This window comes from Sorangium sp. So ce726 (assembly GCF_051521405.1).
Classification (GTDB): domain Bacteria; phylum Myxococcota_A; class Polyangia; order Polyangiales; family Polyangiaceae; genus Sorangium.
Genome location: NZ_CP150349.1, coordinates 6,749,086 through 6,775,277 on the forward strand (window position 1 = coordinate 6,749,086; position 26,192 = coordinate 6,775,277).

At 71.0% G+C, this 26,192-nt stretch carries 20 protein-coding genes and 1 tRNA gene; 13 read left to right on the top strand and 8 right to left on the bottom strand.

The genetic code is table 11. The features are described from left to right. Positions 1 to 10: 10 nt before the first annotated feature. A complete protein-coding gene (locus tag WME79_RS25115; protein WP_437519753.1) occupies positions 11 to 1,015 on the bottom strand; it encodes a DUF2804 domain-containing protein in 1,005 nt (334 codons plus the stop codon). A 188-nt stretch (positions 1,016 to 1,203) separates the two neighbouring features. Between WME79_RS25115 and pruA the strand changes: the two genes are divergently transcribed. Further along, positions 1,204 to 2,844, top strand: a complete 1,641-nt coding sequence (gene pruA, locus WME79_RS25120) for an L-glutamate gamma-semialdehyde dehydrogenase (RefSeq protein ID WP_437519755.1) — start codon at positions 1,204 to 1,206, stop codon at positions 2,842 to 2,844. A gap of 39 nt (positions 2,845 to 2,883) precedes the next feature. On the opposite strand, the gene WME79_RS25125 is transcribed toward pruA, so the two are convergent. Beyond that, positions 2,884 to 3,156, bottom strand: a complete 273-nt coding sequence (locus tag WME79_RS25125; RefSeq protein WP_437519757.1) for a hypothetical protein — start codon at positions 3,154 to 3,156, stop codon at positions 2,884 to 2,886. Positions 3,157 to 3,597: 441 nt separating this feature from the next. On the opposite strand from WME79_RS25125, the gene WME79_RS25130 reads away from it, so the two are divergent. Both WME79_RS25130 and WME79_RS25135 read left to right on the top strand, forming a co-directional pair. After that, on the top strand, positions 3,598 to 5,112 hold the full coding sequence (locus WME79_RS25130) for a pre-peptidase C-terminal domain-containing protein (RefSeq protein WP_437519759.1): 1,515 nt from the start codon (positions 3,598 to 3,600) through the stop codon (positions 5,110 to 5,112). A 189-nt stretch (positions 5,113 to 5,301) separates the two neighbouring features. Beyond that, entirely contained in the window at positions 5,302 to 7,449 is a 2,148-nt protein-coding gene (locus WME79_RS25135; protein ID WP_437519761.1) for a M3 family metallopeptidase, read from the top strand. A gap of 118 nt (positions 7,450 to 7,567) precedes the next feature. Here the strand turns inward: WME79_RS25135 and WME79_RS25140 are convergent, their stop codons facing one another. Beyond that, the gene (locus WME79_RS25140) at positions 7,568 to 10,369 is read right to left on the bottom strand and encodes a tetratricopeptide repeat protein (protein ID WP_437519763.1); all 2,802 of its coding nucleotides are present in this window, start codon (positions 10,367 to 10,369) and stop codon (positions 7,568 to 7,570) included. 149 nt (positions 10,370 to 10,518) lie between these two features. Between WME79_RS25140 and WME79_RS25145 the strand changes: the two genes are divergently transcribed. Then, positions 10,519 to 10,824, top strand: a complete 306-nt coding sequence (locus WME79_RS25145; protein ID WP_437519765.1) for a hypothetical protein — start codon at positions 10,519 to 10,521, stop codon at positions 10,822 to 10,824. A gap of 14 nt (positions 10,825 to 10,838) precedes the next feature. Here WME79_RS25145 and WME79_RS25150 read toward each other — a convergent pair whose 3' ends face one another. Next, the gene (locus tag WME79_RS25150) at positions 10,839 to 12,179 is read right to left on the bottom strand and encodes a serine/threonine-protein kinase (RefSeq protein WP_437519767.1); all 1,341 of its coding nucleotides are present in this window, start codon (positions 12,177 to 12,179) and stop codon (positions 10,839 to 10,841) included. Then, the gene (locus WME79_RS25155) at positions 12,176 to 13,399 is read right to left on the bottom strand and encodes an FHA domain-containing protein (protein WP_437519769.1); all 1,224 of its coding nucleotides are present in this window, start codon (positions 13,397 to 13,399) and stop codon (positions 12,176 to 12,178) included. The genes WME79_RS25150 and WME79_RS25155 overlap by 4 nt, the downstream gene beginning before the upstream one ends. Before the next feature lie 105 nt (positions 13,400 to 13,504). Between WME79_RS25155 and pilB the strand changes: the two genes are divergently transcribed. The 6 genes from pilB to WME79_RS25185 all read left to right on the top strand — a co-directional run bounded on the left by pilB (position 13,505) and on the right by WME79_RS25185 (position 20,734). Continuing rightward, positions 13,505 to 15,205, top strand: coding sequence for a type IV-A pilus assembly ATPase PilB (gene pilB / locus WME79_RS25160; protein WP_437519771.1), 1,701 nt, complete (start codon positions 13,505 to 13,507; stop codon positions 15,203 to 15,205). 4 nt (positions 15,206 to 15,209) lie between these two features. Further along, positions 15,210 to 16,349 (top strand): type IV pilus twitching motility protein PilT, encoded by a 1,140-nt coding sequence (locus tag WME79_RS25165; protein ID WP_437519773.1) that lies wholly within the window; start codon positions 15,210 to 15,212, stop codon positions 16,347 to 16,349. A 198-nt stretch (positions 16,350 to 16,547) separates the two neighbouring features. After that, positions 16,548 to 17,240 carry a transcriptional repressor LexA gene (gene lexA, locus WME79_RS25170; protein ID WP_012237101.1) on the top strand — a complete coding sequence of 231 codons (693 nt, stop codon included), beginning with the start codon at positions 16,548 to 16,550 and terminating at the stop codon, positions 17,238 to 17,240. Between the two features lie 156 nt (positions 17,241 to 17,396). Continuing rightward, positions 17,397 to 17,675 carry a DUF4398 domain-containing protein gene (locus WME79_RS25175; RefSeq protein ID WP_044965531.1) on the top strand — a complete coding sequence of 93 codons (279 nt, stop codon included), beginning with the start codon at positions 17,397 to 17,399 and terminating at the stop codon, positions 17,673 to 17,675. An 8-nt stretch (positions 17,676 to 17,683) separates the two neighbouring features. Beyond that, complete coding sequence (locus tag WME79_RS25180) at positions 17,684 to 18,832, top strand: OmpA family protein (RefSeq protein WP_437519776.1); 1,149 nt, start codon at positions 17,684 to 17,686, stop codon at positions 18,830 to 18,832. A 204-nt stretch (positions 18,833 to 19,036) separates the two neighbouring features. Beyond that, positions 19,037 to 20,734 (top strand): EB domain-containing protein, encoded by a 1,698-nt coding sequence (locus WME79_RS25185; protein ID WP_437519778.1) that lies wholly within the window; start codon positions 19,037 to 19,039, stop codon positions 20,732 to 20,734. Positions 20,735 to 20,980: 246 nt separating this feature from the next. On the opposite strand, the gene WME79_RS25190 is transcribed toward WME79_RS25185, so the two are convergent. Next, positions 20,981 to 21,346: a PilZ domain-containing protein gene (locus tag WME79_RS25190; protein ID WP_012237106.1), complete on the bottom strand. Its 366-nt coding sequence runs from the start codon at positions 21,344 to 21,346 to the stop codon at positions 20,981 to 20,983. A 261-nt stretch (positions 21,347 to 21,607) separates the two neighbouring features. Here WME79_RS25190 and WME79_RS25195 point away from each other — a divergent pair, with 261 nt between their 5' ends. Continuing rightward, positions 21,608 to 23,212: a TIGR02266 family protein gene (locus tag WME79_RS25195; protein WP_437519780.1), complete on the top strand. Its 1,605-nt coding sequence runs from the start codon at positions 21,608 to 21,610 to the stop codon at positions 23,210 to 23,212. 51 nt (positions 23,213 to 23,263) lie between these two features. Further along, on the top strand, positions 23,264 to 24,226 hold the full coding sequence (locus WME79_RS25200) for a hypothetical protein (protein WP_437519782.1): 963 nt from the start codon (positions 23,264 to 23,266) through the stop codon (positions 24,224 to 24,226). 249 nt (positions 24,227 to 24,475) lie between these two features. Here the strand turns inward: WME79_RS25200 and WME79_RS25205 are convergent. Next, positions 24,476 to 24,547, bottom strand: a tRNA-Val gene (locus tag WME79_RS25205). A 38-nt stretch (positions 24,548 to 24,585) separates the two neighbouring features. Between WME79_RS25205 and WME79_RS25210 the strand changes: the two genes are divergently transcribed. After that, positions 24,586 to 24,765, top strand: coding sequence for a hypothetical protein (locus tag WME79_RS25210; RefSeq protein WP_437519784.1), 180 nt, complete (start codon positions 24,586 to 24,588; stop codon positions 24,763 to 24,765). Between the two features lie 155 nt (positions 24,766 to 24,920). Here the strand turns inward: WME79_RS25210 and WME79_RS25215 are convergent, their stop codons facing one another. Continuing rightward, the gene (locus tag WME79_RS25215; protein WP_437519786.1) at positions 24,921 to 26,063 is read right to left on the bottom strand and encodes a pyridoxal phosphate-dependent aminotransferase; all 1,143 of its coding nucleotides are present in this window, start codon (positions 26,061 to 26,063) and stop codon (positions 24,921 to 24,923) included. Positions 26,064 to 26,192: the final 129 nt, after the last annotated feature.

The window sequence follows — 26,192 nt, forward strand, 5'->3', positions numbered from 1 at the left end:
CCGTCGGCCCCTACCAGGTGATGTCCTGGTCCTCCGTGACGCCGAGGACGTCCCTGAGCTCGAGGAGCCGCCCGTCTGGGAGGCGGATCGTGCCCGAGTAGAGGCCGATCGGCTGCATGAACTCCGACGCGAGCAAGCCGAGGTTCGTGTGGTTCGAGTGCGCCGCGCCGGGAACGAAGCGTAGATCCACGGCGCCATCCGCGGTCCGGACGCGCCATGGGTCGAGCGGCCGCGCCGCGTCGAAGGTGAAACGGCCTTCGGCGAGCGGGATGAGCTCTCCGTCGATCCAGAGCGCGCACTCGGCGTCGCCGACGAAGCCTTCGCCCAGGTTAAGACCGACGCGCTCGCCGCTCTCCGCGCGCCCCAGCGCGAGGGCCCAGCGCCAGGTCGTGCGGCGCCGCAGGAGGCCGCCCGTGTAGTCGTAGCTGGCGATCGCTCCGTCGAGGGAGATGCGGCGACCGAGCACCGACGCCTCGCCTTCGACGCCGAGGAGCAGGCGCTTCTCGGTGGTGACCAGGACGCCGTCCGATGCCTGCGCGATCGCCGAGAGCGCAGGCGGAGCCCCGCGGCTGTCGAGCCGCGCCTCGAGCTCGATGCCGCGGAGCGCGGCGGTCACCGCGGTCGTCGCGTCCCTGCGCGGCCGCTCGATCCGCACGCGCGCGCGGGGGAGCCACGCGCGCGCGGAGCAGCCTTCGCCGCTCGCGTCGCCCACGCTCGCCGCGAAGGGCGGCCCGAACGTCGCGCGGTCCACGAGCAACCGCCGGCCTGCCTTGTCGAAGACGACGCTGAACGCGATCGACAGGTAGCCGAGGTGCACGACCGCGACGGCGACGAAGACCTCGTCGGACGCGATCGCCACGTAGACCCATCGCTTGTGCTTGCGCAGCCGATCGAGCCTGCGCGGCGCGAGGAGCGCCGGGTCGACGCGCGGGAGATCGCCCCGGTACGACCCGACGCGCGCCGCTCCCGTGATCGGGTCGAGGATCGTATCGGGCGGCGTGATGAGCTCGCGCATCTCACGAGAGTAGCGGCGACGTGGTCGCTGCCCAAGGCGAGCGACGCCGGAAACCTGACATCGTTAGAATTGTGCGAATCGCGTAATTGCGCCGAGCGCTCTCCTCCGCGGCCATCTGGCTCACGCCGCGGCGGAGAGCAGCGGCGCCGGAGCCTGCGCGCCCTCGGCTCCCCCGCTAGACTCGCGTCATGATCGACGCCATCGCCACGCCCCCGAGCCCTCTGAACGAGCCCGTCCTCACGTACGCGCCTGGCAGTCCGGAGCGCGCGGCCCTCAAGGCGGAGCTCGATCGCCGGGCGCGGGAGACGATCGAGATCCCGATGGTCATCGACGGGGAGGCGATCCGGACCGGAGCGCTCGACGAGGTCCGCGCGCCGCACCGGCGCGACCTCCTCCTCGCCCGCGCCCATCAAGGCGGCGCCGAGCACATCGCGCGCGCGATCGAGGCCGCCCGGCGGGCGCACCCGGCCTGGTCGAGGACGCCGTGGACCGAGCGCGCCGCCGTGTTCCTCAAGGCGGCCGAGCTGCTCGCGACCCGCTACCGCCCCACGCTCAACGCGGCGACGATGCTCGGGCAGAGCAAGACGGCGTACCAGGCCGAGATCGACTCGGCCTGCGAGCTCATCGACTTCTTCCGCTACAACGTCCACTTCGCCCACCGGATCGCGGCGGAGCAGCCGGCGAGCGCGCCCGGCATCTGGAACCTCGCGGAGCCTCGCCCGCTGGAGGGCTTCGTCTTCGCGGCGACGCCGTTCAACTTCACCGCGATCGCGGGCAACCTGTGCGCGGCCCCGGCGCTGATGGGCAACACGGTGGTCTGGAAGCCGTCCGCGAACGCGCTGTACTCCGCGCACTTCGTGATGGAGCTGCTGATCGAGGCGGGCCTCCCGCGCGGCGTCATCAACCTCGTCATGGGCCAGCCCGAGCTCGTCTCGAACGCGTGCCTCGATCATCCGGACTTCGCGGGCATCCACTTCACCGGCTCGACCGCGGTCTTCCAGTCGATCTGGCGTCGCATCGGGGAGAACATCGGGCGCTACCGCAGCTACCCGCGGATCGTGGGTGAGACCGGCGGGAAGGACTTCGTCTTCGCGCACGCGAGCGCCGACGTCGACGCGCTCGCCGTGGCGCTGGTCCGGGGCGCCTACGAATTCCAGGGGCAGAAGTGCTCGGCCGCGTCGCGCGCGTACATCCCCCGCTCGCTCTGGCCGGCCCTCAAGGACCGGCTCGTGGGGCACATCCGGGCGATCCGCGTGGGGGACGTCGCTGACTTCCGCAATTTCATGGGCGCGGTGATCGACGAGCGAGCGCACGCCCGGCTCACGGGGCGGATCGCCGCGGCGAAGGCGGACGCGGCGTGCTCGATCGTGTGCGGCGGCGGTGCGCGCGCGCACGACGGGAGCGACGGCTGGTTCGTCGAGCCGACGCTGATCGAGACCACGGATCCGCGCCACCCGCTGATGGCGGAGGAGCTGTTCGGGCCGGTGCTCACGGTCTGGGTCTACCCCGACGGCGAGGAGCACAGGGCGCTCGCGCTCTGCGATGAGACGTCGCCGTATGGCCTGACCGGCGCCGTGTTCGCGCGGGATCGGGCGTTCATCGAGGCGGCGAGCGACGCGCTCCGCTTCGCCGCGGGCAATTTCTACATCAACGACAAGCCGACCGGCGCCGTGGTCGGGCAGCAGCCGTTCGGCGGCGCGCGCGCCTCCGGCACGAACGACAAGGCGGGCAGCCTGTTCAACCTGCTCCGCTGGGTCTCCCCGCGGGTCGTGAAGGAGACGTTCGCCCCACCGCGCGCGGTCGCCTATCCGTTCATGGCGGCCGAGTAGGAAGCGCGCCGCGCACCGGCGAGGCGGGGGCCTCGTCGATCAATCCTCCGGCGAGTAGTCGCAGACGCCACCCGCGAGATCGGCGCAGGACCGGTCCTCCTCCTCGTAACACTCGGCCGTGCGCTCGATGGCCGTGGCATAGGATGCGCGGTCGGACAGATCGAGGCACAGCGCGACGCACGTGTCCTTTCCAGGGCTGTCGGTCTGGCACTCGGCGTTCTTGGTGCAGACCACCTCGCACGCGTCGATGTCCGACGAGCAGCCAGGGGTGAGAGCGAAGAGCAGGGCCAGGACGAGCGCGGGACGGGGCATGGCGAAAGTTCCAGCGGCCATCGGAGCACGCGGTCGAGCCGGCGGCGAGAGGCGAGCAGGGGGCGGCCGCGCGGCGCCGGCTCACCTCGCCCCTCCCTGCTGGAAGCACGCGCCGCCGGACGCGAATCGAGCCGGTGAGCCCACCGGCGAATTCCGTGTTCCGCCCGAGTCGTTAAGCGCACCAACGAAGATCGGGATCTCTTCTCAGGGAGTCATACCCGGAGCCATTGCGACCAGATTCACCAACCACCGAACTCTACAGGCCGATCCGACCTCGACCATTCGGTTGTGGAGCAGCACCCGGCCATTACGTATGCTCCAGATCTCCGCCCGTCAAAAGCGTGCGCTCCCATGGCGCGCAGGACGAGCAGAAGCGTAGGTGTATATTTCCCACGCCGCTACACCAGGAGTCGCTGTGGGATAGAAAACGTTGGAGGTGCCATGAAGTCGATGCATTTTCTGGGTTTCTTCGTGCTCAGCACGATCGCGGCGACCGCCGCAGGCTGCGGCGGAGACGACGAGGGCGACGGCGGCGGCGGCGAGGGAGGAGCCGGGAGCACCACGACGTCCTCCGCGACCACCGGCGCCGTCGCCGGAAGCACCTCCACGGGCTCAGGCGAGGTGGACGACGGGAACGACAGCCCCGAAGAAGCGGAGCCGATCCAACCCGAGGACGGTTGGCTCGAGGGGACGCTCGATCCGCTCGAAGAGGACGCTGACTACTACAGGTTCACCGGCACCAAGGGGCAGCCGGTGTACATCCTGAGCGACGCGAGGCCTGCGGATGACGAGAGGGATCCGACATACCCGGATACCGTCATCACGCTGCTCGACGCCGACGGGAACCAGCTCGCGCAGAACGACGACCCGGCCCTGGGCTTCACCAATGACAGCGAGCTCCTCACCGTCCTACCAGCAGACGGCGATTACTTCATCGTCGTCCAGGATTGCAACGCCGCCTTCCCGGATTTCGCCTTCCCGAACGGCTGCTTCGACCCCGCCGAGGTCTTGAGCTTCGACTACGGGGTGGCGCTCCTCCCGCTCGATGTGGCGGAGAGCGATACCGACAGCCTCATCGGCGACACCGAGCCCAACAATGACTCCGAGCAGGCCGTGCAGCTGCACTATGAGCTGAACAGCGACGAGTCGGGCTACTTCACAACCTTCGCGTTCGGCAATTTCGAGAGCGCGACCGACGTCGACGTGTATTCGTTCACCCCGCCGGAGACCCCCGAGGTCGACAACGCCATCCTCGCCCAGCTGATCGCCGACCAGCCGACAGGGATCGAGGGCAACGGCTCGACGGTGAAGGTCAGCGAGATCGCCCTGTTCGCTTCGACCGATCTGACCAACGCGTACGCGAAGGTGGACCCGTCGACGGGCGGCGATATCACCCTCCCCGTGGAAGCCGGGCAAGAGTACTTCGTCTTCGTCAAGCGCCCTGCGGGAGAGGTAGGAAAGAACGACTTCTACATCCTGCTGCACAACCGCACGAGCTCCGATCCCCTCGAGGCCGAGGAGGAGACCAACGGTGTCGTGGAGACGCCGGAAGCCGGCCTGGTCTCCTTCCCCAACGGGGGAGGCGGCGTCAGCTACGCGATCGAGGGGCAGATCGCCGACGGAGAGACCGCCGATCTCGACATCTATGCGGTCCCCCTCGACGATGTGGAACAGGGCTGGACGTTCTCGGTCATCTGCGAAGCGCAGCGGAACGGGTCCGGGGTCCGCGAGCTCAGCGCCGAGGTGCTGAACGGAGACGGCACACCGATCGACGCCGCCACCTACTCGGCCAAGGAGACCGAAGACGACAACCTGTACATCGAGCGCGTCGCGATCCCGGAGGGCGCAGCGGAGAACCGGTTGCTCGTCAGGGTATCGGCCGGAACCCCCGCCGCCGACGTGACGAGCCGGGGATACAACTGCCTCTTCGCTTACCTGCCGCCGGAGACCAACTGAGAATCTGAAGCACCTCGCGGCGTGAGCGCCCGTGCACCGGGCGCGCGCCGCCGGGTGCTCTGGAGCACGCGGCGCCGGACCGCGCTCGAAGGCCGGCACCGCGCGCTCCGTCGTCGGCAGACCCGCGGGCGCAGATTGCCGGCGGCTCCCCCCGGGCCTCCCCGCTCCCCGTGGTATAGCCCGACCGACATGAAGGTCGGCTACACACCCGCGCGCTCAGGGCTCCTCTCACTTCTCCTGCTCGTCGCCTGCAACGCTGGCACCCAGACCGGTGAGATCTCCTCGCCGGCCACGGCCGGCAGCGCGACGCCGCCGGGAGCGACGTCGACGCCGGCGACGACCGCGCCGTCCGAGACGCCGCCGCGCGCCGAGTTCGACCCCGTGGCGCAGGGGCTCACCGTCGAGGGCGTGAAGCAGCTCTGCGACGAGCACCTGCGCGCAGCACAGGGGCACCTCGACGCCATCAGGGCGCTCCGGGGCGCGCCGCCGGAGAAGCTCACCTACGCCGCGACGCTCGGGCGGTTCGACGATGCCGCGCTCGAGGTGAACAGCGCGGGCGAGTTCCCGTACTTGATGGGGGTCGCGCACCCGGACGCGGCGGTGCGAGAGGCCGCGAGGCTCTGCGAGCCGAAGGTCGACAGGTTCACGACCGCGATGTGGCTGGACGCCGATCTCGCCGCCGTCATCGAGGCGTACGCCGCGAAAGGCGACGCGCGCGAGACGCTGAAAGGCGAGCGCGCCCGGCTGCTGTCCGATGTCCTCCGCGACTTCCGCCGCAACGGGCTGTCGCTGCCGGTGGACCGACAGCAGCGCCTCCGCGACGTGAACGAGCAGATCACCCGCATGGGGCAGGAGTTCATGTCGAACCTGTCCGCGTCGACCGCATCGATCGAGATCGCGCCCGCGTCCCTCCAGGGGCTGCCCAAGGAGTACGTGGCGAAGCACGCGCCCAAGGCGAACGGCAAGGTCGAGATCACCACCGACTACCCCGACTTCTTCCCGTTCGTCACCTACGCCAAGGACCGCAAGGCCGCGCTCGAGCTCTACGTCCTGTTCACCAACCGCGGCGGCGAGAAGAACGTGAAGCTGATCGATCGCCTCCTCGCGCTCCGCTCCGAGAAGGCGAAGATGCTCGGCTACAAGAGCTGGGCGGACTACGCCATCGAGCCGCGAATGGCCAGGACGAGCGGCGCCGTGCGCGGCTTCCTTGACCAGGTCAGGACCGCGCTGAAAGAGCCCGCCAAGGCCGAGTTCGCCGCGCTGATGAAGGAGCACGTGCGGCTCGGAGGCAAGCCGACCGACAAGCTCCCCCCCTCCGATCGCTACTTCCTCGAGGATCGGGTCCGCGCGTCCACGTACCAGTTCGATTCGCAGGCGCTCTCGGACTACCTCGAGCTCGGCGCGGTGAAGCAGGGGCTCATGGACATCACCGCGAAGATGTACGCCCTCGAGTACAAGGAGGTCCCCGCGAAGGCGTGGCACCCCGACGTGACCGCGTACGAGGTGCGCTCGGAGGGCAAGCTGATCGGCAAGTTCTACCTCGACCTCTACAGCAGGCCCGACAAGTACAAACACGCGGCGATGTTCACCGTGCGGACGGCGAAGCTGCTCGACGACGGGTCATGGCAGACCCCCGTCGCGGCGCTCGAGTGCAACTTCCCGAAGCCGGGGGCGCAGCCGGCGCTGATGTCCCACGAGGACGTGGTGACGTTCTTCCACGAGTTCGGGCACGTGCTGCACCACCTCCTGACGCGCTCCGAGCTGGCCTCCTATTCAGGGACCGCGACGGTGCGCGACTTCGTCGAAGCGCCGAGCCAGATGTTCGAGGAGTGGGCGTGGTCGCGCGAGGTGCTCGATCTGTTCGCGAAGCACCACGCGACCGGCGAGAAGATCCCGGACGCCCTCTTCCAGGCGATGACCCGCGCGCGAGGCTTCGGTCGAGCGCTCGCGACGCAGCGGCAGCTCACCCTCGCGTCGATCGATCTGGAGCTCCACACCCGCGATCCGGGCTTCGACGCGACCCTGGTCGTGGAGCAGGCGCAGCGCGCGAACGAGTCCTTCGCCTTCGTGAAGGGGACGCACCTGCAGTCGAGCTTCGGACACCTCATCACCTACGACGCGGGCTACTACGGCTACCAGTGGGCGCTGTCGCTCTCGCGCGACGTGCTCACCCGCTTCAAGCAGGAAGGCCTGCTGAACCCCGCCGTCGCGCGCGCCTTCCGCGACGAGGTGCTCGCGAAGGGCGGCGGCGTCGAGGCGGGAGCGCTCGTCACCCGCTTCCTCGGCCGGCCGCCGAGCCACGACGCGTACCTCGCTTACCTCCAGGGCAAGGAGTGAACGGGCCGGCCGCGGAGCGGACGCAGCGCTGGGAGGCGACAAAGCCAGCGCCGTGCGCTCGGCCGCGCAGCCACGCAGGGGTCCAGCCATCCGCGGCCGGACCCCTGACGGGGAAAGCTCAGGGCTCGATCGCGACGCCGAGCTCCTCGCGCAAGGCGTGGTAGGCGTCCGAGACCGTGAAGGAGAGAAGATCGCCGATCTTCTCCTCGGCCGTCAGCACGCCCGGCGCGTCTCCCCGCGAGAGCGACGACGCCGCCACCGAGAGCTCGCCGGTCAGCAGATAGCCGACCCGGGCAGCGCACCGCTCGACCGATCCCACCCAGTGCGCGAGATCGAGCGGCGCGCGGATCTCGTAGAGCTCGAACACCGCGGCCTCCAGGGCGTCACGCTCGCTCTCCGTCAGGTGCTCGTCGAGGAGGGGCACCAGCGCGAGCACCGCGCTCTCGAGATCGACAGGGACAAGCTCCGACGGCCGCGCCACCTTGACGGCCGCGGCCAGACAGACGCCGAGCTCCTCGAGCGATGAGAAATGGAGCAGCAGCCGGTGCGGGCCTACGTGGTACGCGACGTGGCTGCCCACCAGGAACGCGAGCTCGGCCGCCGTCCTCCCGCGGAGCGCCTCGCCGCCGACGAGGACGCTCGGCTCTTCGACCGCCACGGCGGCGACCGCGATCGGCGCGTCCTTGCGGAGGTAGACGGCCGGCGCGGCGATCCCGAGACACCGGCTCGCCCACGAGAACAGGCGAACCACGCCCGCCGCGTTCCGCTCTGCGTCGGCGCGCGCGGCCGGATCGAGCTGGGGAACCCGCTTCTCCCGCACGCGCTGGGCGAACCGCGCGCGGATCGCCGCGCCGGCGACCGACGCGAGGACCTCCTCGAGCGCGCGATCGCGATCGCCCGCGCGCAGGAGGTCCCACGTCCCGATGCTCAGCCCGCGCGCCGGCTGGACGAGGCCCGCCGGGCGGTGCTCCTCGAAGATGAAGCGCTCCCGCGCCTCGGCCGCGCCGAGGTAAACGGCCACGCTCGCCGCGGACCAGGCCTGGTCGACCCGCCTCAGCTTCTGGAACGTGTCGAACAGGTCGTGAAACACCTGGACGTTGCCGGGGTCGAGCACGGCCGCGGCCTGGAGGTGCGCGGCGGCGCGCTCGAGCAGGCCGGCGGTCCGCGCGAGCGACGCCGCGCTGAGCCGCCCGGGGACGTCGTCCGGTCGCTCGTCCACTGCGCCCTCGAACGCCTCCAGCGCGGAGCTGGGATCCTCGAGGTGATCGCGGAAGAGCATGCCGAGGCGGCGGCAGAGCTCCCAGGTGACGTCGCTCCGGACGTGCAGGTCGGGGATGCGCTGCGCCCGATCGAGCATGCGCCGGTACGCGAGCTCGAGCTCGCCCCATTCCTGCCGCGCCGAGAGGAGGATCGCGATGAGGGAGAGCGGATCGAGGAACGTGGGATCTGCGTCCAGCGCGCGCTCGAGCAGCTCGATCCCGTCCCGCTCCCGCGTGACCTCGGTCAAGGTCGCGCGGGCCTCGCCTTGCATCGCGGCGCGCGCGAGCTCCAGGAGCGCGACCGCCCGCTGCCTCGGCTCCTCCATCCGCTCGATGAGGCAGCGGCGCGCCTCGATCGACGCCTCGACGTCGCCCGCGGCCTGGTAGAGCCGGCCCAGGCTGCGCAAGACCGCGGCGTCGTCGGGGCGGAGCTCCCGCGCCCGCTCGAGGAGCTCCAGCGCGCGCGCCGGCTCCCCGGCGATGCTCTCCCAGCGCTCTGCGAACTGGACGAGGAACCCGAAGCGATCGCCGTCCCCCTCGACGCGCGTGAGCAGCCGCTCCTCCGCGACGCGCAGCCGGACGAAGTCGCGCCCGGCGACGTGGAGCTCGACCAGGGCCTCGAGCGCGGGCCGGTGCTCCGGCGCGAGCGCGAGCGCCTTGTCGAAGCTCTCGATCGCCTCGCGATGCCGCTCCTGGCGCCACCTGGTCTGGGCGATGCGCAGATGCACCTCCGCGCGGGCGTCCCGGTGCGCGACACCGACGAGCGCGAGCGCCTTCCTGTACGCCGTGAGCGCGCCCTCCAGGTCCGCGGCGGCGGCGAGCATGTCGCCAGCCGCGAGGTACTGCGCGACCGGATCGTCCGGCGCCGGCGCCGGCGTGGTGGCGGCGTCCCGCTCGTCCGCCACGTCCATCAGCGCTGCCTCGGGCCTCTTCGCCGGGGACGCGCCCGGGGCGCCGCCGCGCGGGACGAGCACCGAGAAGGAGCCCTGCCCGCCCGTCCGCGCGAAGCACGGGATCGCGCTGGCGAGCTCGGCGTTCCCCTCCACGCGGCGGAAGATCGCCTCCGCGGTGAGGCCGCGCTCCGGCTCGGCCTCGTCGAGGTGCTCGACGAAGGCGCGGGTGAGCACCGACGGCAGATCGGCGTCGAGCGAGCCGATCGGGTGGGCCGCCACGAGGAGCTCGACCCTTGTCACCGGATACGCCACCGCCTGCTCCGCGGCGGCGACGACGGCGCGCGAGGTCGCCCCGGGGCCGTGGTGGCACTCGATGACGAAGAGCACCTCGCCGCGCGCGCGATCGCGGAACACCGCGGCGATGTCGCTCAGCGCGTCGCCCACGCCGGGGTTCTCGGGGTCGAGGCAGAGGAAGAGCTCCCCGTCCGGCGACAGCGCGACCGCGCTGGAGGCGTAAAAGAGGAACAGGGTGGAGGCGTCGTCGCGCGCGGCGTCCTCCGCGTCGACCAGGGTCCTCCGCGTCGCAACCACCTCGTCGAACAGCGCGTCGAGCTGCTCCGCGAGATCCCGGGCGGGGTCGACGTCGATCACCCGGAAGCCCGCGTCGTCCAGCGAGAGGCGGGCCCGGATGAGATCTCCGTCCAGCGATCCGGGCGCTGGCCGCTGATCGCGGTGCAAGCTAGGCGTGGCGACGATGGCCAAGCGCATCAGGGCGCCCTCTTCTCGTTGCGTACGCGCATGCAGGCGAGCAATCTACCCAGGGCCGCGCCCGAAGCGAAGCGGGTTGCCACCCTGCGCCGAACCCCGCCGCAGCGTGAGGTCCCCCGCACGAGAGATCAGCCCGGCAGAGAGCAGGCATGAGCGAAGGCAGGCGTCGTTGGTGGACGGAAGCACCCGGCAGCGCACGAGCAGCTCGCGCCGCGTCAGCCGCGTCAATTGCGCTCGCGGTCGCCCTCGCGCCCGGCTGCGGGAGCGTGTGCGACGAGGCGACGGAGCATACCGAGGAGTGCGGCTTCCACGGCAGCGGCATCTCCCCCGAGGCGTCGTGCGACGGCCGCGTCCGGTGCGCGTCGGCGTGCGCGGCGGAGGCTCCCTGCGGCGCGTTCGATGGCACCGACGCGGCGGCGTTCGATCGGTACCAGCGCTGCCTCGAAGCTTGCTGAGCTCGCCGCGGCGCTCAGCGGGCGGCCCGGACGAGCGCGGCGCCGTCCGGCGGCCGGTCGTCGTCCGGGCCGAGGCACCGGAGCGACAGCTCCTTCCAGGGAGCGAGCCCCTCGCCGCCGAGCGGCTCGAGGTGGACGAGGACGTCCTCGAGCACGCGGCCGAAGCCGTAGATGTCATCGCGCGGATCGCTCGCCCGCCCGGCGAGCCGCTCCGGTGAGACGTACCCTGGGCTGCCGCCGGCGGACGGCGCGCCACGGGGCCTGGCCAGCCCAAAGTCGGTGAGCACGGGCTCGCCGAGGTTGCGCAGGAGCACGTTGGCGGGCTTCACGTCCGCGTGGACGTAGCCGCGCTCATGGATGCGGGCGAGCGCGCGCGCGAGCGGACGCGCCCACCGCGCGATCGGCGCGAGCGCCGCCGCGTCGCCGGCGCGGAGCACGTCTCTCACCGACCCCCGCGCTATCCACTCGAGCGCGATCCACCCCTCCTCGGGGTCCGCGTCGAACACCCGCACGACGCCGGGGCCCGCGAGCGCCGTGGCGAGCCGGACCTCGCGGGTGAGGTGCGCCCGGTCGCCGCCCCGCCCATGGTAGACCTTGAACCCGATGCGCCGGCCGAGCACCTCGTCCTCGGCCTCGTAAACCGCGCCAGCGCCGCCGCGCGCCACCTCGCGGAGCAGGCGGAACGGGCTCTTGCCCGCCGAGGGCGCGATCACGGTCGCGTCCTCCACGCGGGCGATCGCGGGCCGATCCGCGCCGAGCGCCGCCCGCCAGCGCTGGTGGCGCTCGCGCGCGCCTGGCGCGCCGATCTCCCGGACGAGCACCCGCTCGATCGCGCCGACCGCGCGCGGGAGCTGCCCCAGCGAGGCGTAAAGATCGGCCGCGAGGACGAGGCCTTCGGTCGAGGACACCGGCTGCGCGCGCGACGCGCCCCCGCGCTCGCGCGACGCGGCGCCCTCCAGCACGGCGAGCGCGCCCTGCTCGTCGCCCCGGGCCGCGAGCAGATCCGCGCAGGCCACGCGGATCGGATCGGGCAGCACCCGCTCCTCCATCGCCGCGACGAGGTGCGCCACGGCCTCGGCCTCCCGGAGCGTCCCGCGCGCCCGCCGGAGCACCGCGATCACCTCGTCCGTCGAGGGTCCGTCCCGCGCGCCGGAGCTCCGCAGGCGCGCGATCTCGTCGCCTCCGCCGTCGCGCGACGCGCGCGCATGCGCCTGCGGCCGATCCGCTCGCGCCGGATGCGCGCTGCCCCCAACGTCCGCCCCTCCCGACGCAGCGCCGCCGCGCGCGTCCGCCGGTGCACCGCCGTCCGCCGCGGCGCCGCCGAGGCGCTCCTTGAGCCGCCGCCACAGGCTCACGCCGGGCCGCCCTCGGCGCCGCCGCGCCGGATCGACGGAGCCTCGCCCGCCGGGGGTAGCCGGAAGACCGCCGTTCCCCCGCGCGCCGAGGCGATCGCGTCGCCCGCGCAGAGCTCGACCGACGGCGCGAGCTGGTAATCGCCGAGGAACGGCGGCGGCGCCCCCGGCGGCGTCTTCAGCGCGACGAAGGACGAGGCCCCCGCCTGATCGAGGCGGATCCGCCAGGGACCGACCGGCAGATCGCCGAGCGGCGCCGCGAAGCGATCGCCCGCGATCTCCACCACGCACCCCTCGCCGGTCCCCGGCGCGATCGCGCACGGCACCTCCCCGCCGAGCAAGAGCTGCACGCCGCGGCCGACGGGCAGCGGCCCCGTGAGCCGCGCGCCCGCCAGCGTCGTGCCGTTGCGCGTCCCGAGATCCTCGACCTCGACGCCGGACGGGCCGCGCCGGATCCGCACGTGCGTCCTGCTGACGGCGCGGGACGCGATGACGATGGTCGCCTCGCCGCGACCGATCGTGACCTCGTCGCCGAGCGCGCACCGCAGGAGGGCGCCGCCGAGCTCGATCGAGAGGATCGGCCCCGAGAGGAGCCGCGCGCGGATCGCGCGCAGGGCGTCGGCCACCTGCTCGCCGCCGCGGTTCCCCGCGATCCACGCCTCGGCCACCGCGATCGCCTCGCGGCGCTCCGCCATCCGGTCGAGATCCGCGATCGCCCGCAGGACCGCGGCGAGCTCTCGCTGGTCCCTCTCGACGGTCATCGCGGAGCGGAGCCGCTCCTCGAGCCGCTCGATCGCGCCCGCCGCGGCCAGCACCCGCGTCTCCGACTCGGTGTCGCCCACCAGGGCGTATGCGTCGGCTGCGCGCTCGAGCTCGCCCGCCTCCTCGAGCTCGCGCGCGACGGCCAGCGCCTCGCTCCGCATCACGCTCGCGCCCCGCGCGCGCACCAGATCGAAGGCGAGAAGCGCCTTGCGCCCGAGCGCCGCGCGCTTGAGCTCCGGGCTCTCCGCCATGCGGGACGCCGACGCGCAGAAGGCGATCCGCTTCTCGACGCTCCGCTCGGCGTCCGCCCGGAGGAGGAGGACCCGGGCCGCGTCGTCCGGCATCCCGGCGTCGAGGTACAGCTCGACCGCCCCCGCGAGATCGCCGGCGAGCTCCTTGGCCTCGGCCGCCCTGCGTCGGCTGTCCCCCCGCCTGAGCCCGAACCACTCAAAGAGACTCACGCAGCGCCATCCTCGCCACCATCCGACATCCTACCCTTGATGCGCGCCGGCCCCAACCGCCAGCGTTGACTCCCTTCCTCGTCACCCGCAGGATTTGCGGCCTCGATGTCGACAACGAACCGCCTCGGCGAACTGCTCGTCCGCGAAAAGCTCATCAACCTCCAGCAGCTCAGGCAAGCCCAAGAGGAGCAGCGCAAGACAGGTCAGAACCTCGGGTACGCGCTCGCCAAGCTCGGGTACATCTCCGACGGAGAGATCACGAGCTTCCTCTCGACGCAGTACCGCGTCCCGGCCGTCGCCCTCGACGAGTACGAGATCGACGCGGAGGTCTCGCGCCTCGTCTCGCGGGACGTCTGCGAGAAGCACAAGATCATCCCCATCTCCAGGTCGGGGACGGCGCTCGTCGTGGCGATGGCCGATCCGACGAACCTCCACGCGATCGACGACATCAAGTTCCTCACGGGCTTCAACGTCGAGCCCGTCGTCGCGTCGGAGACCGGCATCACGGAGGCGATCGAGCGCGCCTACAACGTCGGCCCCTCCTACGACGAGGTGCTGAGCGAGTTCGGAGAGGAGGAGGTCGGCTTCCAGGTCGAGGCCGACGACGTCAACGTCCTCGAGCTGGAGAAGGCCGCCGAGGGCGCGCCCGTCGTCCGGCTCGTCAACGCGATCCTCCTGAACGCCATCAAGAAGGGCGCGAGCGACATCCACGTCGAGCCGTACGAGAAGAAGCTCCGCGTGCGCTACCGCATCGACGGCGTGCTGATGGAGGAGATGCAGCCGCCGATCAAGCTGAAGAACGCGATCTCGAGCCGCCTCAAGATCATGAGCTCGCTCGACATCGCCGAGCGGAGGCTCCCGCAGGACGGCCGCATCAAGCTGAAGATGGGCAGGGGCCGGGAGATGGACTTCCGCGTCTCGGTGCTCCCGACGATCTGGGGCGAGAAGATCGTCCTCCGCCTCCTCGACAAGTCGAACCTGCAGCTCGACATGGCGAAGCTCGGCTTCGATCCGAAGCCGCTCGCGGACTTCAAGTGGGCGATCGGCCAGCCGTGGGGCATGGTCCTCGTCACCGGCCCGACCGGCTCCGGCAAGACGACGACGCTCTACTCGGCGCTCTCGGATCTCAACCAGATCGGCTCGAACATCAGCACCGCCGAGGACCCGGTCGAGTACAACCTGCACGGCATCAACCAGGTGCAGATGCACGACGACATCGGGCTGAACTTCGCGATGTCGCTGCGGTCGTTCCTCCGGCAGGACCCGGACATCATCATGGTCGGCGAGATCCGCGACTTCGAGACGGCCGAGATCGCTGTCAAGGCCGCGCTCACCGGCCACCTCGTGCTCTCGACGCTGCACACGAACGACGCGCCGTCGACGATCTCGCGCCTCCTCAACATGGGCGTGGAGCCGTTCCTGATCACCGCTAGCGTGAACCTCGTGCTGGCCCAGCGCCTCGCGCGCAAGATCTGCCCCGACTGCCGCGTCCCGCTGAAGGTCGACGCGAACGTGCTCCTCGACTTCGGCTTCACCGAGCAACAGGTGGCGCGCGCGGAGCTCGTCCGCGGCGCGGGCTGCAAGACCTGCAACGGCTCGGGCTACAAGGGCCGCGTCGCGCTCTACGAGGTCATGCGCTTCACCGACGCGCTGAAGGAGATGGTCCTCCAGGGCGCGTCCACGGCCGAGCTCAAGGCCGCCGCGGTCAAGGGCGGGATGCTGTCCCTCCGGATGAGCGGGATCGAGAAGGTGCTCGCGGGCGTCACCACGACCGAGGAGGTCGGCCGCGTGACGATGGGGGACTGAGCGCATGACCACCGAGCTCGTCGGACAGCAGGAAGGCCTCCGGTACACGCTCCAACAGCTCCTCCGCGCGATGGTGGAGAAGGGCGCGAGCGACATGCACATCACGAGCGGCACGCCGCCGCTCCTGCGCATCGACGGCACGGTGGTGCCGCTGAAGCTCCCGCCGCTCATGCCGAGCGACACGAAGCAGCTCTGCTACTCGGTGCTGAGCGAGGAGCAGGTGGCGACGTTCGAGCAGCGCAACGAGCTCGATCTCTCGTTCGGCATGAAGGGGCTCGCCCGCTTCCGCGCCAACATCTACATGCAGCGCGGCGCCGTGGCGGCCGCCTTCCGGCAGATCCCCTTCCGGATCATGAATTTCGACGAGCTGGGCCTGCCGCCGGTCGTGCTCGACATCACCGCCAAGCCCCGCGGCCTCGTGCTCGTGACGGGCCCGACGGGCTCGGGTAAGACGACAACGCTCGCGAGCATCATCGACAAGATCAACTCGGAGCAGCGGCTGCACATCCTCACGATCGAGGATCCGATCGAGTACCTGCACCCGCACAAGCTGTCGCTCGTCAACCAGCGCGAGATCGGCTCCGACACCGCGTCGTTCAAGGACGCCCTGCGGTACGCCCTGCGCCAGGATCCGGACGTCGTGCTCGTCGGTGAGATGCGCGACCTCGAGACCGTCGAGTCGGCGCTGACGATCGCCGAGACCGGTCACCTCGTGTTCGCCACGCTCCACACGAACTCGGCGATCTCGACGATCAACCGCATCATCGACGTCTTCCCGCCGCACCAGCAGTCGCAGGTGCGCCAGCAGCTCTCCTTCACGCTCGTCGCCGTGATGACGCAGCTCCTCCTGCCGCGCGCGAACGGCCCGGGGCGCGTCATGTCGATGGAGGTCATGATCCCGAACGCGGCGATCCGGAACCTCATCCGCGAGGACAAGCTCCACCAGATCTACTCGCAGATGCAGGTGGGCCAGTCCGGCAGCGGCATGCAGACGATGGCCCAGTCGCTCGTGTCCCTCTACCAGCGCCGGATGATCACGCTGGAGGAGGCGTTCGCCGCGGCCGCCGACGGCGAAGAGATCCGGGCGATGCTGGAGCCCCGTCAGGCGGTGAGCTCACGGAACAACGGCCCGAAGCAGCCTTGACCACAGCGGAGCCCTGCCCTTCGGTTCACCCTGCACGCTCGACGCGCCTCGGGGCTCACGGCGCGGCGCGGCGGGAGGCGAGACGGACGGGCGGACGGGCGCCGCTGGCATCCAGAAAATCGCAGTAGAATCGAGCCCATAGCGAGGGGGCTCCACACTTTTTTGACATCTACCCAACCGTTCAGTAGGTTCCGCCCGATGCAGGGGCTCACCGAGCGACAACAGCAGGTGCTTCACTATATCCGGCAGTCGATCAGCGAGCGCGGCTACCCGCCGACGCTGCGCGAGATCGGCGCGCATATGGGGATTCGCTCGACGAACGGGGTGAACGATCACCTCCGGGCGCTCGAACGCAAGGGCTACCTCACGCGCGAGGACATGAAGTCGCGCGCGCTCCGCCCGCGCGATCTCGATGGCGCGGGCGCCGGCGGCGGCGCCGATCTCCGCGGCGCGCTCGTGAACGGTGGGAACGACGCCCCTGCGAACGACCAGGAGGACGACCTCGTCGAGATCGCGGTCGTCGGCCGGATCGCCGCGGGCCTGCCGATCCTCGCCGAGGAGCACGTCCTCGATACGGTCCGGATCGAGCGCACGCTCGTGCGCGGCGGGCGCGAGGTGTTCGGCCTGCGCGTCACCGGCGACTCGATGATCGAGGCGGGCATCTTCAGCGGCGACTACATCTTTGTGCGCCGGCAGCTCACCGCGCAGCGCGGCGACATCGTGGTGGCGCTGATCGGCGACGAGGCGACCGTGAAGTACTTCTTCCCCGAGAAGGACTACGTGCGTTTCCAGCCGGCGAACGCGGCGATGGCGCCGATCCTGGTCCGGGCGAGCGACTTCAAGCCCGCGATGCTCCTCGGCGTGGTCGTCGGCGTCTACCGGAAGCTCTGACCTCACCCTTCCCTTCCCCGAGCCGGTTGACGCGCGCCGAGCGGCCTTGATAGCGTCGCGACGGCCGGGCAGACGGTCTTAGGTGCCCGCTCCAGAAAGAACGCGATCGTGACGACGCACGGGCGGCGATTCGGGACTTGGATTTCAGGCGCGGGCATGGTGCTCGCAGCGGCCCTCACGGGCGGCTGCGGCGGCACCCTCTACGCGTTCACCGCGAACTCGGCCTCGAGCAAGCTCGAGACGGCCGAGGCGCTCGGCGCAGAGAAGTATGCGCCGTACGAGTACTACACCGCGCGCGAGCACCTCTGGAAGGCTCGGGAGGAGGCCGCGGCCGCCGACTACGGCGACGCGATCGACTTCGCCGACGTCGCAGAGGAGTACGCGGACAAGGCGATCACCCTAGCGAAACAGGCGCACGAGGGCGCGGGTCGATGAGCATTGGAATGACGCGCCGCAGTTCCCGCCGCGCCCGTCGCGCAGGCGCCGTCGCTGTCGTGGCGATCGCCGGAGCCGCCTTCTCGTGCACGCAGGTGCCGGTCATGCGCGGCGACATCGAGGCGCTGAGCACGATCGCGAGCCAGGCGGAGCGCAACGGCGCGCTCCGCTGTGCGCCGCGCGAGCTGGCGATGGCGAAGTCGCACCTGTCGTTCGCCTCGGTCGAGCTCGATCAGGGCTTCTTCGCCCGGGCCAAGGAGCACCTCGACATCGCGAAGGCGAACACGCACGCCGCGTACGACCTCTCGCCGCCGCAGAAGTGCGCCGAGCGCGGGTTCGTCGAGGAGGCGCCGCCGCCCAAGCCCGGAGACTGCGACGGCGACGGGCTGCTGGATCCGCAGGACAAGAAGTGCCCGTGCGACGCCGAGACCTGGAACGGCTTCCAGGACGATGACGGCTGCCCGGACGATCCGGACACGGACGGCGACGGCCTCACGGACGGCAAGGACAGCTGCGTGCTCCTGCCCGAGGACAAGGACGGCTACCTCGACGAGGACGGCTGCCCCGAGCTCGACAACGACCTCGACACGATCCTCGACGCGAACGACAAGGACAGCACGGGCAAGAACTGCGCGAACGATCCGGAGGATCCGGACGGCTACGAGGACGCCGACGGCTGCCCCGAGCCGGACAACGACCAGGACACCGTGGTCGATCTCGAGGACCAGTGCCCGAACGAGCCGGGCGTGGTCGGCGGCGACAAGCCGGGCTGCCCGAAGAAGCCGAGCCTGGTCATCGTCACCGAGAAGGAGATCAAGATCACGCAGCAGATCCACTTCGAGTTCGACAAGGACAAGATCCGGCCCGAGAGCTTCCCGATCCTCGACGCCGTGGTGGAGGTCCTTCAGCAGAACCCGAAGATCAAGATCGAGATCCAGGGGCATACGGACAACAAGGGCGCCGCGGCCTACAACAAGAAGCTGTCGGATCGGCGTGCGGCCTCGGTGAAGAAGTACCTGGTGGCCAAGGGCATCGACGAGGCCCGGCTGACATCGAAGGGGTACGGCATGGAGCAGCCGATCGTGCCGAACACGTCCGACCAGAACCGCGCCCTGAACCGGCGCGTGCAGTTCGTCCGCACGGAGGGCGCGCAGTAGTCGAGCCGTCGCGGGGGCGCCGCCTGGCGTGTCGGGGTACGGTCGCTCTCGACCGCGCAGCAGTCCAGGGGGCCGGACCCGGCCCCCTCATCCTGAAAGCAAGAGCCCCTCCCCAGCACACCCTGGAGGTCTGAACCCGTGTTTTTCCGTCGTTCGCGCCGCGCTCGTCTCGCGTCTGCACTGACTTCGCTGTGGGTCCTCGGCGTGCCGGCGGTCGCCGGCGCCGCCGGCGAAAAGGACGCGGAGGCGATGAAGCTGCACAACCAGGCGATGGACGATGACTACCTCTCTGTCGAGTTCGACAAGGCGGAGAAGAAGCTCAAAGACGCCCTGAAGAAGTGCGACAAGAACGCCTGCTCGAAGCCGGTGGTCGGCAAGCTGCACATCGCGCTCGGCACGGTGTACGGCGGCGGCAACAAGCTCGATCAGGCCAAGGCCGAGTTCGTGCTAGCGCTCCAGGCCGATCCAAAGGCGGCGCTCATCGACGCGCTGACGACGACCGAGCTGGCCCAGGCGTTCAAGGAGGCCCAGAAGGAGGCGCAGGCCGCCGGGAAGGCCGGGAAGGCGCCTGGCGACGGCGGCGGCAAGGGCACGAAGGCCGCGGCGGGCGACGTTCCCCACACGCCGGTGGCGGAGCAGGCGGTGAATACGCCGGTGCCTGTCTATGTCGAGATCCCGGAGGAGATCGACGCGTCCAAGGCGACGGTCCGCTACAAGCCGTTCGGCTCGCCCAAGTGGAAGTCGCTCGAGATGAGGCGTATCGAGAGCGGCTTCGGGGCGGAGATCCCCTGCGAGGATGTCACGACGACCGGCGATATCCGGTATTTTGTCATCCTGAGGGACGAAGCGGGCGATCCGGTGGGCACCGCCGGTTCGATGCAAGCCCCTCACCGGGTGCCGATCAAGAACGAGATCGACCAGGAGCCGTCGCTGCCTGGCCAGGAGCCACCGAAGCGGTGCGCCGCGAAGGAGGATTGCCCGCCAGGCCTGCCTGGCTGCCCCGAGGCCGGCGGCAAGCGCGGGGACAAGACCTGGGGCTCGGCCTGCGAGGCGACCGAGGAGTGCCAGTCGGGGCTCGCCTGTGTGAACGGGACCTGCGAGCAGGGGAGCGACGAGGCGGGCGGGGCGCCGAAGGGCAAGGGCAAGGGTAACCGCAACGTGGTCGGCGTCTCCGGCCAGCTCGACCTGCTCCTGGTGCGCGGTACCGATTACGTCTGCTCGGGCAGCGACGCCGCCTACGCCTGCTTCTATCCGGGCGGCGACGGCCGGCAGTTCTATGGTGAGCCCGCGGATCTCGAGGGAACGAACGGGGTCAAGGGCGGCCTGAGCCTCGCTGGGTGGCGGGTGATGCTGTCGTACGATCGGCAGCTGTTCTCGGATCTGCCGCTGCTCCTCGGCGTGCGGGTCGGGTTCGCGTTCGGCGGCTCGCCGTCTTCCAAGAACGGGCCGAGCGCGTGGACGGACGAGGCGGGCAATGATCTGCAGAACCCGCATCTCCAGGCGCTCAGCTTCCTACCGCTCCATGGGGAGCTCCGCGCCACGTATTTCCTCCTGGGGGATCGGATTGTCGAGAAGGGCGGGTTCCGCCCCTATGCCTTCGCCTCGCCCATCGGGCTGGCCCAGGCGAACGCCTCGGTGCCTGTGGATGTGTGCGATCGCCGCACCGAGGAAGGGGATCTGCTGCACACCAGCAGCAGCAACAGGTGTCCGGCGAACACCCGCTACGTCGAGAATCTCGATGCCTACCAGATCACCGGGCGGAACTTCTCGGCGCTAGGCGCCGGTGTGGTCTATGGCATCACCCAGAACTTCGGTGTCTCTGCCGAGATGAAGGTGATGCTGATGTGGCCAACGCTCGGCCTCGTCCTGGCCCCCACCGTCAGCCCCGTGTTCGCCTTCTAGCTCCGTCTCCCGCCCCCACAGCGACGTTGCCGACGCGCAAGCGTGCTCCAGCACGCCATCCCCGCCGCAGCGCAGCGCGTCGGTGCATCCGAGCCCCTCCTCCCTCCCCCGTCCCAGCCGCAGCGCGGGGGGCGCCCGCACAGGAGACGGGCCCAGATCGGCGTTTTCGGCGCGCAGGCGTACTCACATACGCCGAGCATCGAAAGCGCCGAGATGAGCCCGTATCCGAAGCGGTCGCCCCCCGCGCTAAAGATCGAAGTGTTCGGTGCCGAGCAGCTGGTAGAGGCCGTAGAGCGACCCGGCGTCGTGGTGCTCGAAGCGGACGCCCGCGCGCGCCGGCCGCCCCGCCGCACCGCGGCGGATCCAGGCGATACGACCGCGGAGGCTCAGCGGATCCCACAGGTTCGGGGCGGTGACCTCGAGCGTCACCGACGCCTCGGGATCCAGGAGCTCCGACGCGAGCTGGGCCTCGGACAGCTCGATGCCGGCGCCGCCCAGCCCCAGATCGCGGATGCGAACGCCGTGCTCCTCGATCGACTGCCGATCGCGCAGCGTCGCCCCAAGATCGACGCGTCGCCTCGCGTGAACGCGAAAGTGGTCCCGGACAGCCATCCTGGCGCATTCTCCAGTCGACGCGAACATATCACGAGAGACGCGCGCACACGCTCGGTTCGCCAAGCCCTGCGGCGCAGGGGCGCGGGCGCGGGCGTGGCGACACGCGCCGCGCGAACAGCATGCTCGCCCGGTCGCCCATGGCTGCGTTCGGTAAAGCGACCGTCACGTGTTAGCCTTTGGGCTTCGCGGCGAACCTTCGGTAACATGCGGACCACATCCGCTGGAGCGAGTCGCGAAGTAGACGGGAGTTCTACCCTGATGGCCCAGGACACACGCAAAGATCCGCGAGCGAGAGTGCTGCAGATGACCGTCCGCTACAAGAGCGCCACGGTCGACGAGTTCATCGAGCACCACTCGCATGACGTGAGCCGTGGCGGCATCTTCATCAAGACGCCGTCGCCCTTCCCCGCTGGCACGCTGCTCAAGTTCGAGATCCGTCTACAGGACGAGCAAGCCGTGATCGCCGGCGTCGGCCGCGTCGTGTGGAAGCGCGAGCCCGCGCAAGGAAGCGACGCGCATCCGGCGGGCATGGGCGTGAAGTTCATCAAGATCGATGAGAAATCCAAGGCCGTGATCACCCGGCTCGTCGACGCGCAAGCGGGCGCCGGGTCGGCGTTCGAGGCCGGCATCACCGACCGCGCGGATCTGGGCGACGACGTGCAGGAGATCACGGCCCCGTCGGCGACCGCGAGCGCGCCGCAGGCCGAGCCCGCGGCCTCCAAGGCAGCGCAGGCCCAGCAGGTGAAGCGGGCGTCGACGATGCTGGGGCTCGGCTCGATCGGGGCGAAGGGCGACGCGGGCAAGGGTGAGGCCAAGAAGGCCGACGTCGCGGAGGGCGGCAGCTTCTTCCCGCAGACGAACCCCGAGAAGGAGATGCCGCCGCCCGACGAGCGGACGATGATGAAGCAGGCGGCCGAGCTGCTGAAGCAAGCGCTCGCCGACGCCGGCGGCTCGCTGGACGAGATCGGCCCGTCGAAGGAGCCGCTCATGGCCGCCCCGCCGAAGAAGGCCGAGCCCGCTCCGGCGCCGAAAGAGGAGCATGTCAGGCCCCTGGCCGAGCCGGCGGCGATACCCGTTCCGGCGGTCGCTCAGCTGGCGAACGAGCGTGAAGCGCGGGACGATGCGCCCGCGGCCGAGGCGAGACCAGCGAAGGCGGCCGCGGCCAAGAGGCCGGCCGAGGTCGCGGACAGGGCGCCGGCAGACGATCTGCACGGCAAGCCTGCGCGCCAGGACGTGAAGGCGGCCGACGATCAGGCGAAGGCGAAGCCAGCGGCCGCCAAACCGAAGGAAGACAAACCGGCCACGGCCAAGGCCGCAACAACGGCCCAGGCTCCTCTCGCACAGGAAGAGGAGAGCAGCGGCACTGGGCGGCTGCTCACGATCCTGCTGGTCGCGGCGGCGCTCTGCGGCGCGCTCTGGCTCGTCTTCGGGCAGAGCGACAAGCCCCCCGCGACCCCACCGGCCGCGCCGGAGCAGCCTGCAGCGAAGCCTGCGGCTCCGGCGGAGAAGCCTGCGGCTCCGGCGGAGAAGCCTCAGCCGACGGAGGTCGTGCCCGCAGCGACGGACAAGGCTGCGCCCGCCGCCACGGCGGCCCCCACGACGACCGCCGAAGCGCCGGCGGCGCCGACAGCGAGCGCCACCGCGACGGCGGAGCCAGCGGCGCCCAAGGCAACGGCGGAGCCTGCGGCCCCCGCGGCGACGGCGGAGCCCGCTGCGCCGAAGGCGACGGCGGAGCCTGCGGCGCCCACGCCAGAGCCCGCGGCGCCCACGGCGACGGCGGCGCCCGCGGCCCCCAAGCCGGTGGCGCCCAGGCCCAGGCCGGCCGCGCCGAGGCCGCCGAAGAACGACGATCCCTACGGTTGATGACCAGGCCGCGGGTCCTCCGCGGGAGAGGCAGCTGCGATGAGCGGCTCGGTGAGTCACGTCGGTGAATCAGGGCTGGGCCGCCCGAAGGCGGCCGCCACGCTGGCCGCGCTGGGCCTGCTGGCCGCGACCGGGCTCGTCTGCGGCGCGGTAGCGTTGCGCGATCCGACGGCCGTGACGGCGCTCGAGCAGGGCGCCAGCGCCTCGTCGAGCCCTTCGCCGGCCGCCGCGCCGAGCAGCAGCAGCAACAGCAGCAGCCGCGAGAGCAGCAGCGCGCCGGCCCCCGAGCCGGCGCCGGCGCTCGCGCCCGCGGAGCCCGAAGCCCCGGCGAAGGCGCCGCCTGCCCGCGCTCAGCCCGCGGAGCTCGAGAGCGCCCAGGCCGCGGGGAGCGCGGCGCTCGGCGCGCTCGCACAGCGGTATCCGGAAGACCCTGCGGTCCTCCGGGCGCTCGCGGTCGCGCAGGGGCGCGAGAAGGCGATGGCGACCGCGCTGCTCACGGCGCAGCGGCTGTTCGAGCTCGCTCCCGAGGAGGCCGGGAACGACGAGCTCAAGCAGATCATCCTGAGGGCAGCCAACGGCACCCCGGACCTCGCCCTCACGGCGTTCGATCTGATGGCCAAGCACATGGGAAGCCGCGGTCCCGACCTGCTCTACGAGGTGGTGACCGCGCCGAAATTCGGCGATTGGCCCAGGGACCACGCGAGCACACGGCTGATGGAGAGCAGCGTGCGGCAGCTCGCGTCGCCGGCGCTGCTCGTCGCCGACGATCTGCGCCGCCTCACGGAGTGCCCCACCAAGGCGATGCTCGCCAGGGTGCGCGAAGAAGGCGATATCCGCGCGCTCCATTACATCAAGGCGCTCGGCACCCCTCAGCCATGCCGGGGCCATCGGACGCGCAAGTGCCTCAGGTGCGGCCCCCTCCAGAAGGAGCTTCGCGCGACGGCCAGCGCCATCGAGAAGCGCAAGAACGACAAGGCGGCGGCAGCGCCGCCCGCTGCGAGCGCCGCTCGCTGAGCGCCTTCGTCTCGCAACCCCGGAGCAGCCTCCGTCCCTCGCTTCGCCGCCTTCACGCGTCGACGTGACGGCGCCGAGCGGCCCGCGCCGCGCTACCCCCGCAAAGCTGCCCGCACGAAGGGAGTGCCTCGGCACGGCCGCGTGGGCGGCTCAATGCTCCGAAGCAGCCGCTCAACACCCGCTGGGAGCGGCACGGCCACGCAGACAGCTCGACGCGTGGAACCAGCTCACCAGGGGAGCGAATCGGGGTGGGCGCAGCAGGACTTGAACCTGCGACTTCGTCCGTGTGAAGGACGCACTCTACCGCTGAGTTATGCGCCCGATGCCAGCCGGTTGTCACCCGGCCGTTTCGGAAAGACGTGGCGCTTTTAACCCAAACATCGGCGTTCGACAAGAAGAACTCGCTGGCGATGTCGAACTTCTTCGCGGCGCTCGGGCAGACCCGGAGCCGGCGGCCCGTGGGGCAGACCCGGAACCGGCGGGTCGCCTGTGAAGGCGCGTCTGGCGGCTCCGGCTCCGGCCAGCGAGCCGGCCGCTGAGCCCGCGCGCGCCGGCTGTGCGCCAGCCGTGAGCGACGGGGGACGGAGCCAGGCGGGCTACCGCGCCCGCGCGGCGTCGCGCTCGAGCGAGCGGGGACAGGCCCCGCTGCCATTCGAGCGCGCGCATGGACACCGACGCAGAGCGAGGCGCGCGGTCAATCGAGCGTCGCGACGGCCCGCCGGAGCGCAGCGAGGCCTGCTTCGATGTGGTCCTCATCGCAGGCGTACGAGAAGCGAAGGTACCCAGGCGCGCCGAAGGGGGTGCCGGCGACCGCCGCGACGTGCGCCTGCTCGAGCATCCACGTCGCCACGTCCTCGTCGCTCGCGAGCGTCGTCCCCTGGAAAGCGCGCCCGCAGAGCCCACGCACGTCGGCGAACGCGTAGAAGGCGCCCTCCGGCATCCTGCAGCGCACCCCCGGTACGGCGTTGAGCCCCTCGACCATCAGCGAGCGCCGCCGGGCGAACGCCGCGCGCATCGCGAACACCGCGTCGCGGGGCCCGTTCAGGGCGGCGACGGCGGCCGCCTGGGAGACGGCCGCCGCGTTCGTGGTGCTCTGGCCCTGGACCACGTCGAGCGCCCTCGCGACCTCGATCGGCGCGATGCTCCAGCCGATGCGCCAGCCGGTCATGGCGAAGGTCTTGCTGACCCCATCGACGACGATCACTCGCGGCGCGAGGTCCTCCGCGAGCGCGGGGAGCGAGACGTGCCGGAACCCGTCGTAGGTGAGATCGGCATAGATCTCGTCGACGATGATCCAGCAGTCGTAGCGCCGCAGCACGCCCAGAAGCGGGAGCAGGTGCTCCTCCGCATACGCTGAGCCGGTCGGATTGGAGGGCGTGCACAGGATGATCGCCTTCACCCGCGGAGAGAGCGCGGCCTGGAGCGCGTCCGCCGTGAGGCGGAAGCCCATCTCCTCGGTCGTGTTGACGATGACCGGCGTGGCGCCGGCGAGGCGCACCTGCTCGGGGTAGCTCACCCAGTAAGGCGCGGGGATGACGACCTCGTCTCCCGGCTCGAAGAGCGCGGTCGCGAGGTTGAACAACGCGTGCTTCGCGCCGCAGCTCACGGTGACCTGGCTCGGCAGCGGCCGCCAGCCGCGGTGCTGCTCGGTCGTGGCGCAGATCGCCGACTTCAGCTCGGCGATGCCGGACACGGCCGTGTAGTGGGTGGCGCCGGCGTCCAGCGCCGCCTTCGCCGCGCTGCGAATGTGCTCGGGCGTATCGAAGTCAGGCTCGCCCACGCCGAAGGAGTAGACCTTGTGCCCGTCGGCGCGGAGGCGCGCGGCCCTCGCCGCCATGGCGAGCGTTGCACTGGGCGCGACGGCCGACAGACGGTCAGCGAGCTTCCTGGGCATCGAGACACTGAGGAATAAAGGGCGGCCTGAGATAACGCAAGGCGCGACCGCTCCGGCGCTTGCGCGGGCGGC